The sequence below is a fragment of the Aporhodopirellula sallentina SM41 genome, assembly GCF_000346505.1.
Taxonomy (GTDB): Bacteria; Planctomycetota; Planctomycetia; order Pirellulales; family Pirellulaceae; genus Rhodopirellula; species Rhodopirellula sallentina.
In genome coordinates this window covers 18,585-30,747 of sequence record NZ_ANOH01000364.1, presented here as the reverse complement: position 1 = coordinate 30,747, position 12,163 = coordinate 18,585, and the positions used below count along the sequence as shown (strand labels likewise).

At 56.0% G+C, this 12,163-nt stretch carries 9 protein-coding genes; 8 read left to right on the top strand and 1 reads right to left on the bottom strand.

Features of this window, described 5'->3' with window-relative positions; all coding sequences use genetic code 11:
- The first annotated feature begins 922 nt into the window (after nt 1–922).
- The 5 genes from RSSM_RS23880 (at nt 923) to RSSM_RS23860 (ending at nt 6,147) form a co-directional block, all read left to right on the top strand.
- Nucleotides 923–2,077, top strand: a complete 1,155-nt coding sequence (locus tag RSSM_RS23880; RefSeq protein WP_008685548.1) for an ABC transporter permease — start codon at nt 923–925, stop codon at nt 2,075–2,077.
- Nucleotides 2,078–2,173: 96 nt separating this feature from the next.
- Complete coding sequence (locus tag RSSM_RS23875) at nt 2,174–2,680, top strand: hypothetical protein (protein ID WP_008685547.1); 507 nt, start codon at nt 2,174–2,176, stop codon at nt 2,678–2,680.
- 219 nt (nt 2,681–2,899) lie between these two features.
- Complete coding sequence (locus RSSM_RS23870) at nt 2,900–4,282, top strand: efflux RND transporter periplasmic adaptor subunit (protein ID WP_236621346.1); 1,383 nt, start codon at nt 2,900–2,902, stop codon at nt 4,280–4,282.
- Nucleotides 4,283–5,017, top strand: coding sequence for an ABC transporter ATP-binding protein (locus tag RSSM_RS23865; RefSeq protein WP_008685544.1), 735 nt, complete (start codon nt 4,283–4,285; stop codon nt 5,015–5,017).
- Nucleotides 5,014–6,147 (top strand): ABC transporter permease, encoded by a 1,134-nt coding sequence (locus RSSM_RS23860; protein WP_008685543.1) that lies wholly within the window; start codon nt 5,014–5,016, stop codon nt 6,145–6,147. Before RSSM_RS23865 ends, RSSM_RS23860 begins: the two co-directional genes overlap by 4 nt.
- A 121-nt stretch (nt 6,148–6,268) precedes the next feature.
- Here the strand turns inward: RSSM_RS23860 and RSSM_RS23855 are convergent, their stop codons facing one another.
- Nucleotides 6,269–7,666, bottom strand: a complete 1,398-nt coding sequence (locus RSSM_RS23855; protein ID WP_236621345.1) for a GntP family permease — start codon at nt 7,664–7,666, stop codon at nt 6,269–6,271.
- Nucleotides 7,667–7,893: 227 nt separating this feature from the next.
- On the opposite strand from RSSM_RS23855, the gene RSSM_RS23850 reads away from it, so the two are divergent.
- The 3 genes from RSSM_RS23850 (at nt 7,894) to RSSM_RS23840 (ending at nt 11,854) form a co-directional block, all read left to right on the top strand.
- Nucleotides 7,894–9,447: a sulfatase gene (locus tag RSSM_RS23850; protein WP_044303501.1), complete on the top strand. Its 1,554-nt coding sequence runs from the start codon at nt 7,894–7,896 to the stop codon at nt 9,445–9,447.
- Between the two features lie 188 nt (nt 9,448–9,635).
- Complete coding sequence (locus tag RSSM_RS23845; protein ID WP_008685540.1) at nt 9,636–10,196, top strand: sigma-70 family RNA polymerase sigma factor; 561 nt, start codon at nt 9,636–9,638, stop codon at nt 10,194–10,196.
- A complete protein-coding gene (locus tag RSSM_RS23840; protein ID WP_008685539.1) occupies nt 10,196–11,854 on the top strand; it encodes a LamG-like jellyroll fold domain-containing protein in 1,659 nt (552 codons plus the stop codon). Before RSSM_RS23845 ends, RSSM_RS23840 begins: the two co-directional genes overlap by 1 nt.
- Nucleotides 11,855–12,163 lie beyond the last annotated feature (309 nt).

The window sequence follows — 12,163 nt, the reverse complement described above, 5'->3', positions numbered from 1 at the left end:
GTATCAGCGGCGTCGTAGGGATCGCAAACGCTGTGCCACGAGTTTGGGGTACCGGTAAGAGACGTCTCATGGGCCGAAGAAACGTTGTTAATTCACGGCACGATCGGTGGCATGTTCTTGTTGCTGTACTGGTGTTCTCGCACCGGGGCGTCGGGCCGAAAGAATGGGTGAGCGAATTGCAACCAATTGGTCGCAATCAAACCAAAGGGGGGGGATTGAGGTGCTGTCTCTCTTTCACGTTTCTCGTTCAATCGAGTTTGGTAACCGTGTGGAAGGTGCTTTATTGCGCTTGTTTGTCGGCGGGGCCATAGATAGAATGCCGATATGAAATCACCACTTCTCGCCGTATTGCTGATCGTCAATCTGTTGGCGTGTCCGCTGCGTTGTCTTCCTTGTGGAGCGACGGCGGTTGCCGATGAGCAGCCCGCGACGACGCAATGTCATGGTTGTTGCCATGACGATGCTGCGTCCACGCAAGAGCAACGAGAACAATCATCGCCTTGCAGCGACGGGTGCGGGATGCACGATTGCATCTGCGAGGGCGCCGTTGTTGAAATCAGCGGGCCTCATCTTCCGGCGGATGTGCCGTTGGAATGGCTGGTTCTCAACGACGTGTTGAGTGGATTTTCTTTTCGGTCGAACACTCTTTTGCCGCGATCAAGTGCGGTCGTGTCAGGGCGACATTCATGTGGTCGCGATGTGCGCGTCGCGCACCAGTCTTGGCTGATTTGATCGCCTGAGCTGATCTCAAACGCGAGTCTCTCTCGCGATGAACCAAGTGTTTGTATGTGCTTTGCAAGGTAGCTGCTGCGCGATTCGGTTTCGTGTCGCTTCGGTGTTGCAGGCTGCGCTGGTGTCTGGCTTTTTTTGATCGCTGCTTAGGTCCACATGAGCCGTCGAGAACGGTGATGGATTCACTGATATGTTGCTTCCCTGGGAATACGGTGTTCGCAATTTGGCCCGTCGGCCGCTGCGTACCTTGCTAACGTTGATCGCACTCGCGACGGTGGTCATGTTGGTGTTCGTCGTTGTCGGATTCATTCGAGGGCTCGAACGATCGCTATCGACCAGTGGGGACGACGATGTTGTTCTCGTCTATTCGGTCAATTCCGAGGAGAACATTGAAAACTCAGCAATCGCGGCACAGATTCCTGCGTTGTTGACCGCGAGCGTTGGCGGAACGGTTTCACGTTTCGGTATGACGCATGTTTCCCCTGAGCTTTACATGGGGACACGCGTGAAGAACGAGTTGGATGAGGCCGGTCTCGGTTTGGTTCGTGGCGTCACGTTGGCAACACCTTTGGTTCGTCGATCCGTTCGTCTGGTCGAGGGGAGTTGGCCGCGGGCAGGTGAAGTCATCGTGGGGCGGTTAGCGGCCGCAAAGCTCGGCAGTTCTGAAGATGCGATCGCACTCGGTAAGACCCTCGAATTCGAGGGAAAGCAGTGGACAGTGAGCGGCCGATTTGCGTCGGGAGGTTCGGCGTACGAGTCAGAGATTTGGTGCCGGTTGGAAGACTTTCAGGCGGCCACCAAGCGTCAAGATCTCAGCTTGGTGGCAATGCTGCTTTCACCCGAAGGGTCCGCCGGCGAGGTTTCTTTGTTTTGCAAAGAACGCACCGATCTCGAGATACGCGCGATACGAGAAACCGACTACTACGCTTCCTTGCAGCAGCATTACCGTCCGGTGCGTTTGTTGGCGTGGTCGGTTGTTGTGATGGTATCCGCCGCAGGAATCTTTGCCGGTCTGAACATGATGTACGGTGCCGTTGCGGGCCGTGTACGCGAAATTGCGACACTGCAAGCGGTCGGGTTTCGGCGACGCGCGATTGTGTTGAGTTTAGTTCAAGAAGGCGTGTTGCTCGCCGCGTCCGGATCGCTGTTATCAGGTGTCTTGGCATTGACCGCCCTGAACGGAATGGCGGTGCGGTTCACGATGGGCGCGTTCGCTCTGCGGATTGATAGCGTGGCGATATTAATCGGCTGCGGTGTCGGAGTTTTATTGGGAGTGGTGGGTGCGTTGCCTCCTGCTCTGAAAGCGTTGCGATCTGAGGTTGCGACGAGTTTGAAATCAGTTTGATTGTTTCGTGGAGTTTCTCATGTTTGGATCGTGTTCGTATCACGTGTCGGACGAGGGCTCTTTTTTCCCAACGATAGGGTTCAATAGGAGTTTGATATGAAGAGTGTATACGGTGTTTTGATTGCGGGCATGTTGGTCTTTGTTGTTGGCTGTGGTGCATCTCCATCGGCCGACAGAACGGATGAACCAACCTCCCAGTACCTCGTCGATGCCGAACCGTCCGGTGCGGTCTCAGTGGGCGATGCGAACGCGTCGGGCGAAGACGGCCAACCGATTACCTTGGTCGGATTGATCGGCGGTTCTACCGAACCGTTCGTTGACGGGTTGGCTGCGTTCACGATCGTGGATGAGAGCGTGCCTTATTGCGCCGACGAAGAAGGTTGTCCAACACCTTGGGACTATTGCTGCACTCAAGATCAGGTCAAAGACAACATCGCGACGGTCAAGATCGTTGACGAATCGGGAGGACCACTCGCCGAAGATGCTCGCGAGCTGTTGTCGGTCAAAGAACTGTCTAAGGTCGTTGTCAGCGGCACTGCTCAGAAAGACGAGCAAGGCAATCTGACGGTTGTGGCCGATCAAGTGTTCGTGAAGAAGGACTGATCGACGCGGTCTTGCTGTTCCCTCACGACGCCCGCTTTGGTTGCTTATGTCTGAGCCTTTTGATTTGAGTCGTCTCGCGATTGATCGGTCACCGAAAGGTGAACCGAACGCGAGACCGGTGCGCCGTCGACGTTGGTTGACGCGTTACGGGCTGCCGGTTGCGATCCTGGTAGGGTTCTTGGGGCATTTTTATCGGCGGCGGGGCGTCGAATGATGCCAATGCCGTCGGTAACCGTGGTTCCCGTTGTGTCCAAGCGGGCAGTGATACAAAAGGCGGGAACGGCGTTGTTTCAGGCACCCGGCTGGGTCGAGCCGAGGCCCACGGCGATACGCGTCGCCGCATTGACTCAGGGCGTGATCGAGGAGTTACTCGTTGTCGAAGGTCAGCAAGTCCGCAAGGGCGAACCGATCGCGATGCTGATTTCAATCGATGCCGAATTGAAAGTCGAGCAAGCGGAGAACCTGTTGGCGATTCGTGAAGGCGAACTGAAGCGGGCTCGAGCCGAACTCGATGCCGCACGAGTGCGTCGCGACAACCCGGTGCATTTGGAAGTGCAGTTGTCGGATGCTCGGAGCATGTTAGCGAAGGCGCAAACGGAACTTGCGAAGTTGCCGTATCTGATTGAGGCGAGCGAAGCAAACTTGGCGTTCGCGCGGAGCAGCATGGAGGGAAAACAGTCTGCCAAGGGAGCGGTCCCCGGAAGAGTGATTGCCCGAGCGGAAAGCGACTACGCGGCTGCCGAAGCGACGCTGCGCGAACTGCAACAACGCCGCCCCAACTTGCAGCGCGAGGTGGACGCATTGAAGGACAAGGAGGCCGCGTTGCAGCGGCAACTCAAACTGCTGGTCGAAGAAACACGGCAACTCGAAGAGGCGGAGGCCAAGGTTCAATCGGCGAAGGCTCTCTGCGAAGAAGCTCGTTTGCAGGTACGGCTCGCCGAGCTCGCGTTGGATCGAAACATCGTACGTGCGCCGATGAATGGTCGGGTACTGCGTTTGGTGGCGTCGCCTGGCACGCATGTCGCAGGCGGAGGCACCGCACCGGGGCAAGGTTCGAGCACGGTTGTCGAAATGTACGATCCGGAACGTTTGCAGGTGCGGGTGGACGTTCGTTTGGAGGATGTTCCGATGGTGATTCCGGGGCAACCGGTCGAAATTGAAACCGCATCATCGAAAGCAAAGCTGCAGGGCCGAGTTCTGCAGTCGACGAGTTCCGCGAACGTGCAAAAGAACACTTTGGAAGTGAAGGTCGAGTTGATGCGTCCACCGTCCACGGTTAGCCCGGAAATGTTGGTAACCGCCACGTTTATGTCGCCTGAGGTTCAGACCTCCGGCAAAGAGACTCAACAATCCGAACGTCTGTTCGCGCCCAAGCAAGTGATCGAATCGGACGACGCGGGATCGTATGTTTGGATCGTCGATTCGGAAGGTCGCTCTCAAAAACGACAAGTGATTTTGGGCGGGGAAAGCAACGAAGGACTCATTGAGGTTGAATCGGGGTTGCGCGTGACCGAAAAGATCGTCGTGGATCGCTCCGAACCGCTGACGGATGGTAAACCGGTATTGATTCGTGGTGACGATCAAAGAATAGGGATGAAATAAATGGCGTTGGTAGAATTGCGAGGCGTGTCGAAGAGTTTCCAAAAAGGAGACGAGACGATCACACCGTTGGATGACGTTGATTTGTCGATCGAGCAGGGAGAGTTCGTTTCCCTGATGGGACCGAGTGGAACTGGAAAGAGTACGCTGCTCAACCTGGTCAGTGGGATCGATCGAGTTGATTCGGGGACGATCTTCGTTGACGGGACGGAGATTACCGAACTGTCGCGAAGCAAATTGGCGGACTGGAGAGCTGCGAACTTGGGTTATATCTTCCAAACTCACAACTTGATCCCCGTTCTGACCGCATACGAGAACGTTGAGTTGCCGACACTTCTTTTAAAGCTGTCATCGACCGAGCGGCGACAACGTGTGGAGTTGGCACTCGAAGCGGTGGGGTTAAGTGATCGTGCAGAGCATTACCCACGGCAATTGTCAGGGGGACAGGAACAACGTGTGGGGATCGCACGGGCGATCGTCTCGCACCCTAAGGTGGTCGTCGCCGATGAACCAACCGGGAGCCTTGATACCGAGACCAGTGAGCAAATACAGGTGCTGCTGCAGCGGCTCAACAAGGAGTTGAACATCACCATGTTGATGGTAACGCACGATGCGGAGGCGGCCGAGATTGCCTCTCGCCGATTGCTGCTGCAAAACGGCAAATTTGTTGAGAGAGAAAAAACGGTCTTGGTGCCCGAGGATCAAACGCCTGCGAGCGGTTCGGTGGCAACGCAATGATTACCTACGTCCTGAAAACGCTTTGGCGACATCGAACGCGAACGCTGTTGACTGTGTCAGGTGCCGCGGTGGCGATGTTCGTGTTCTGCTTTGTCGGGTCGGTTCAGGAGGGCCTCAATCGTTTGACAACGGGAGAGGACGCGGACCGCAGTTTGATCGTATTTCAAGAGAACCGATTTTGTCCGACGAGCAGTCGGCTGCCTGAAGACTATGCGGGCAAAATTAAGGAAGTCTCTGGTGTCCGTGATGTGATGCCGATTCAGGTTTGGACGAACAACTGTCGTGCGAGTTTAGACATCGTCGTTTTCAACGGTGCCGATCCTGAACAGATTCGTTCGTCACGTCCGATCGAGTTAGTCGAAGGGAGTTGGGATGGGTTCGAGAGCCAGCGTGATGCGGCGATCGTGGGCAGGAACGTTGCTCAGCGAAGAGGGCTCGACGCTGGTGATCAGTTTTCGATCGGAGAGATCTCTGTCAAAGTCGCGGGGGTCTTTGAGTCGAGCGTTCCGTCGGAAGAGAATTTGATTTATACGAGTCTCGCGTTTCTGCAGTACACCCGCGGTCTCGATGCGGCAGGATTGGTGACCCAGCACGAAGTCACGTTGGCCGAAGGAGCCGATCCAGATCGAGTGGCTTCCGAAATCGACGCGAAACTGCGAACCGGTGCGGTGGCGACCAAGACTCGCCGCAAAGGTGCTTTTCAGGCTAGCACTCTGTCCGATTTGGTGGACCTTATCGGGTTCGCACATTGGCTCGGCTATGCATGCGTGGGGCTCGTTCTGTCACTCGTTGCGACCACCACGGTAATGAGTGTGCAAGACCGCATGAAAGAGTACGCGGTGCTGCAAACGATTGGTGTGCGTCCGGTGCGGACGATGCGTTTGGTGCTCGCGGAAAGTACGCTGTTGTGTATCGTCGGCGGTTTCAGCGGAACTCTCTTCGCTCTGGCTTTACTGTGGGGTGGCGGCTTTGCAATTGGTGCCGAGGGGGCCACGATCGCCTTTCGTCCCTCGATCGGTTTAGCCGTGTCCGGAATTAGTATTTCGGCTCTGGTCGGCGTTGTCGCGGGGGTGGCGCCTGCGGTGCAGGCGGCGACCGTTCCGATTGTCGATGCACTTCGTCAGGCGTAGCGGCGAGTGAATTGCGTTGGGGGCGAACGCGTGTCGTTGACGTACGACGTTGCAAACAACTCGCCTCGAATCGGGTGACATCGCGACCGAGGACAAGGTGCGTTCTCCGAGAAAGCGACGGCTACTGCAGGCCGCAAAGTTTCAAGAGCAGCACCGCGGCGAGTGCACCCAAGCCCATGCAGAGCGATTGAACCGTGTAGGTTTTTAGGAGCACCGTTGGAGGCGCGTCGTGAAGACGATTCAACAGCCAAAAGAAGCTGGAATTGACATGGAAGACGCAGAACGAACCGCTGCCGATCAATGCCGCGGCCATTTCGGCAGAGATGCCTAGCGTCGTGAGAGCGGGGGCAACAATGGATGCGGTCGTGATCATCGAAACGGTGATCGACCCGGTCGTTGTTGTGATAATGGATGCGAGCAGAAAAGGAAACAGAAAGCCGACCGATTCGATCTCTGACGCGTATTGTGAAATGGTTTCGGTGACGCCGGAGTTTTTGATGACGTGCCCGAATGCGCCGCCCGCGCCGGTGAGCATGACGACGAGCGCGGTCTTTTCAATTGCACGCTCGGTGACGCTCGATAGCCGACTCATGCTGACGTCGCGTCCATATTGCAGCGTCGCTAGGATCACGCCGATCGAAAGTGCGACGAGGGGAGAACCCAAAAAGCGGGCCATCGTGGACCAGTGATTTGTTGATTCCGATGGCGTGAATGAACCGATTGCGATTAGCACCAGCGGCGCAAAGATGGGTAGGCAGGCGATCCAGATGGATTGGTTGTGGGGTTGTGATTTGCTGTCAGAGGAAACGCCCTTGGATAACGTATCCTTCGACTTCGAGGCGTATCTTTCGCGAATGATTCTGTCCGCGTCCAGTTCCACTTTGCGGCAGTAAAAGATCGCCCACGCTAAGCCGCCCGCCATTGCGGAAAACGCGACGAAGAAATTGATCAGGATGATCCGTCCCAATTGGCCATCCAAAATGCCGGCAACCGCGAGAGGTCCGGGAGTCGGTGGCATCAAGGCGTGAGTCGCCGTCAGTCCTGTCGCGAGCGAAAGACCAACACCGAGGATATTTTGTTTGCTCTTTGCGGCAAGAGCCTCGGTGACGGATTGCATCATGATGTAGGCAACGTCGACAAACACCGGGATGGAAATGATGTAGCCGGTGATGCCCATCGCGTACGGGAGGCGTTTCTCTCCGGACAGCTTTAACGTCGAACGCGCGATCAGGGATGCGCCTCCGGTGTCGTTGGAAATTTCTCCGATCATGGCGCCGAGGACCATGATGATCGCGATCCACTGCAGCGTTCCCGCGAACCCTTCGGTCAACAGCTCAACCGACCGAACCGGTCCCAACCCGCAGGCGATCCCGTAGAGCAATCCAATGGCAAGTAGCGCGAGAAACGGATGCAGTTTCCAGCCACTGATCGCAACGAGCAGGACTGCGACACATAGGAAAAGAATCAAGAGTTGCATGATGCGAGGTGCTGTACGCAGAGAACCAATCCGAAAACTCATCGCCCGACCCTAGATCGTAGCTAAAATGAGCGGGCTGATTCTCCGGTCGATGATGGCCCAACGCGGATAATCTTGTTTTCGTTGATTGAGGCGAATGCTTGTTCGATTCTCAATCGCGAGCGATGTTTGGTCGTTTCGCGGTTTTGATAACGACGCAGGGGAACGCTATGCTCTTTCGTACCACCATGTTTTTCCTGATCGATGCGAAAAGTGAGTTGCGAGGTTCTATGAAATATCTGCTTGTTTTGCTGCTGAGTCTGTTTTCCGGTGTCGTTAACGCGGGGCAACGTAACTTTGTGTTCATCTTGGTTGATGACCTGGGGTTCGGTGATCTCGGGTACAACGGCAGCACGTTCTATGAAACGCCAAATGTCGATGCGTTGGCCGCGTCGGGGATGCGGTTCGACCAGGGTTATGCCGCGTGCCGTGTTTGCAGTCCGTCGCGGGCGAGCATCATGACGGGAAAATCAACGGCCCGACACGGGATCACCGATTGGATCGGTGCGGCGCATGGGACTCAGTGGAACCGCGACGATCCGGTTTTGCCTCCCGAGTACGTTTATAGCTTGCCGCACGAAGACGTGACGATTGCCGAAGCTCTGCAGGATGGCGGGTATCGCACCTTCTTTGCGGGGAAGTGGCATTTGGGGGCAGAAGGATCGTGGCCTGAAGATCATGGGTTTTCGATCAACAAGGGAGGATGGGACAAAGGTTCGCCTGCGGGAGGCTACTTCGCGCCGTGGGTAAACCCGAGGTTGGAGAGCGGTCCCGATGGTGAATTGTTGACGTTGCGATTGGCAAATGAAACGGCCTCGTTCATCGAGGAAAATCGTGAGTCACCTTTCTTCGCGTTTTTGTCGTTCTATACCGTTCACGGACCGATTCAAACGACGAAAGAGCTGTTCCAAAAATACCGTGACAAGGCTGAGTCGATGGGCTTGGTTGGGCAGGCGAGTCGTTTCAAGTTTGATCGCCGCTTGGCGGTGCGTCAGGTCCAAGACAATCCGATCTATGCGGGAATGGTTGAGTCGATGGATACAGCCGTCGGGATCGTCATGGAGAAACTGCAATCGACCGGATTGGACAAAGACACCGTGGTGATTTTCACGTCGGACAACGGTGGCGTTTCTTCGGGAGACGCGTACTCGACCAGCCTATTGCCGTTTCGCGGTGGCAAAGGTCGGCAATGGGAAGGTGGGATTCACGAACCCTACATCATCCATGTCCCCGGCATGACTGAGGCCGGTTCGTCATCGGATGTTGCCGTCATCGGTATGGATTTTTACCCGACTATCCTGGAACTCGCGGGCTTGCCGCTGCGTCCCGAGCAGCATGTCGATGGGGTGAGTTTGGTGCCGCTGCTCGAGGGGAAAACGATTCCGCCTCGTGATCTTTTCTGGCACTACCCACATTACGGAAACCAGGGCGGCGAACCATCGTCGATGATTCGGTCGGGTGATTGGAAGCTGATCTACTACCACGAAGACGGTAGGAATGAACTCTATCAGTTGAGTAAAGACGTCGGCGAGCAAAATGACGTCGCCTCGCTTTATCCGGAACGTGTCAATGCGTTGCGAAAACGTCTCGACCAGTATTTGGCAGATACAAAAGCCAAATTCCCGCAGCCCGACCCGCGTTTCAATCGAGATAAATTCGATGCGAAGATCAAGAAGCTCAGCTCTACCCGAATGCAGAAGCTCGAGAAACAGCATTCCGGTTTCTTGAAGCCGAACTGGAACCCCGGCGCGAAATCGCGTTGGTGGGGGAGCGACGTTGACTGAACCCGGCTGAGTGGATTCCGCCGGTTCACGCCGCAAATCATCCGTTGCTGAACCGGATGGCGGGACGACCGGCCGTTCGGTTTTGTTGTTGACACTTCCTGATTCGCGATCATTAGCGAATGGTGGGCGAGATGTGGCCAGCTAGCAATCTAGCCAGCTAGCAATGTGGCCAGTTGGGAAGGTTGGCAGTGAACAACGTTGAGAAAGCGAAACAGCCATTGAACGATGATGAATTGAACGATCCGCAGTCGGAGGTTGTCGGGCTGATTGCCAAGCATCAGTCGCGGCTTCGCGGTTTTCTACGTTCGCTGCTGGCCGGCAATGACGACGTGGATGACCTGTTGCAGGAGGTCAACATGGTGCTGTGGAAGAAGGCCGGTGACTTCGAAATCGGGACTGACTTTTGGGCGTGGTCGAGCCAAGTGGCTCGGTACAAGGTGCTCGAACGGATGCGATCCTATTCGCGTGATCGCTTGGTCTTTGATGAATCCTTTGTTCTCGAACTGGCCGACGCGGCGACGGAACGATCCATCGGATTTGATGATGAACGCAGCGCCCTGCGGGGCTGTCTGGAGCGGTTGCCGACCGCGCAGCGGACTTTGTTGGAGATGCGTTACACCCAAGGCATGTCCGTCGTTCGGATCGCCGATGAGATGAGCCGTCCGGCCGGTTCGATCCGCCAGACGTTGTATCGAATTCGTGGTTTGTTGCTTCAGTGCATCGAGTCAAAGATGGGGACACAGGTTTGATGGACCGGCGAAAAGAATTTGAGCGGTTGCTACAGTCGGCGCTGAGTGGTTCTCTGTCGCGGCAGGACGCTCTGCGCGCTCAGGAGTTGATGCGTGCGGATCGAGAGTTCTTGGAAGAGTGGGTAGATCACTTTCGGTTGGACTCTATCCTGCAGGAGGAACTCGACGGTGCTGCGATCGTGGATTTGGTTGACTTGGTCAGTTCGAGCGGCGGACCGGGCGAGGTAGGCCTTCGTGAGAGACGCGGTGAGGATGTTAGAGGCGGTCTTGCGCGGCAGGCCGCTCGCGCGTCGCAAACGAGTGGACTGAAATGGGCCCTGGCCGGGGTCTGCGTCTTGGCGGCCGGATTGTTGTTGATGTTTGTCTGGCAATCGCCTCGAACACGTCCGGTGACCAAGCAGTTGCCGGTGCCCGACGAAACCATTGCGATGATCGCGCAAACGTCAGGTGATGTGTGGCGTGAAGACAATGTGCCTCCGATGAAATTACCTCCAGGGCGGTTGCAGTTGGATTCAGGTTTCGCGGAAATTCGCGTTTACAACGGTGTGACTCTGTTCCTCGAAGGGCCTGTTGATTTGGATTTGTTGTCCTTGGATCGTGCTCATTTGCGGGAGGGCAAGTTGCGTGCGAGCGTTCCCGATGGTGCCGAAGGATTTAGCGTGACGACCGATTCGGTGCGATTGGTGGATCGCGGAACCGAGTTTGCAATTTCGTCAGCCGCCGACGGTGTGTCAAAGATTCATGTGATCGACGGTTTGGTTGATGTCTTCCCGAAAGACGTTGGAAATACTTCCGATAACGAATTCGGCAAATCGCTGGTGGAAGGCGAAAGCGTGGAGGTCGGGCCAACGTTCGGGCTGCGGGAAGCAAGCTTCGATCTATTCGGATTTCCTTCCGCTTCGGCAATTGATGAGTCGGTGTCGGCGAGGTACCGGCGTTGGCAGCAATGGAGCGAAGAGTTCTCCCGCCGGAGCGATCTGGTGGTTTACTTCAATTTTGAAGAAGGGGACAAGCAGCTTCTTTCGCGTCAGGGGGTGACGAATCTGGCAACAGTGCAAGGATTAGAAGTCAAGGCGACTGTCGTCGGGTGTGAAGTCGTTCCCGGGCGATGGCCGCAGAAGCAGGCGCTCGGCTTTTACAACACGACAGATCGTATTCGTGTGCGAGTCCCGGGGAGGTATCCCCAGTTGACCTTCGCGTGTTGGGTTCGCGTTGACGAGCTTCGGGGAGTCAATCAAGCATTGCTGCTAACCGACGTTTTTGATTCGTGGCGGCCGCACTGGCAAATCGCGAGGCAAGGTGATCTCAAGCTGGGGATCGGTCAATCCAGCGTCAAGCTCAGTCGCCAAATGCAAACCGGTTCGACGCCGTTGGTTTCGCTTTCGCCTCTCGGACGCTGGACGCATCTGGCGACCACGTATGATTCGCAATCCAAGACGGTGCGTCACTTTGTGAATGGAACGCAAACCGCCTGGAATCGTCTTCCGCGTGCTGAACCACTTCGGATCGGCGCGGCGGAGATCGGCAATTGGCTGCGACCACGCAAGACAGGCGACGAACCGATTCGCAACCTTGACGGCAGAATCGACGAATTCGTTTTGCTGAGTACAGCGCTGCATCCCGAGGAGATCCAAGAGATTTTTGAGGCCGGGCGATAGCGGATTGCTCATGAGAGTGAAACAGAACACGATGCAGTCGGCGGTGGAACCGGCTGGATGCAAACCATCAATGTCGAATCGGCGAGCCGAAGTATGCGGTGTATCGTATCACCCCGCCCCGCGTGCGATGCGGTCCATGCTGGGCTCGAGTCAAAAGTCGTTGACTAAGAATCGATCCGTGAACGCGGAAACCAATGAATGTCCGTCGCGGTTTGAAGAAGCGGAATCGGAAGCCTGGCTGAAGCCAGTTCGGTTCATTGAGGTGTGCTTAGACGCCTGAAGTCTATATTTCGCGAAGTCCAGTCGGAT

Coding starts and splice junctions, on each gene's coding strand:
- RSSM_RS23880 (WP_008685548.1), top strand. CDS start 923: ATGTTGCTTCCCTGGGAATACGGTGTTCGCAATTTGGCCCGTCGGCCG.
- RSSM_RS23875 (WP_008685547.1), top strand. CDS start 2,174: ATGAAGAGTGTATACGGTGTTTTGATTGCGGGCATGTTGGTCTTTGTT.
- RSSM_RS23870 (WP_236621346.1), top strand. CDS start 2,900: ATGCCGTCGGTAACCGTGGTTCCCGTTGTGTCCAAGCGGGCAGTGATA.
- RSSM_RS23865 (WP_008685544.1), top strand. CDS start 4,283: ATGGCGTTGGTAGAATTGCGAGGCGTGTCGAAGAGTTTCCAAAAAGGA.
- RSSM_RS23860 (WP_008685543.1), top strand. CDS start 5,014: ATGATTACCTACGTCCTGAAAACGCTTTGGCGACATCGAACGCGAACG.
- RSSM_RS23855 (WP_236621345.1), bottom strand. CDS start 7,666: ATGAGTTTTCGGATTGGTTCTCTGCGTACAGCACCTCGCATCATGCAA.
- RSSM_RS23850 (WP_044303501.1), top strand. CDS start 7,894: ATGAAATATCTGCTTGTTTTGCTGCTGAGTCTGTTTTCCGGTGTCGTT.
- RSSM_RS23840 (WP_008685539.1), top strand. CDS start 10,196: ATGGACCGGCGAAAAGAATTTGAGCGGTTGCTACAGTCGGCGCTGAGT.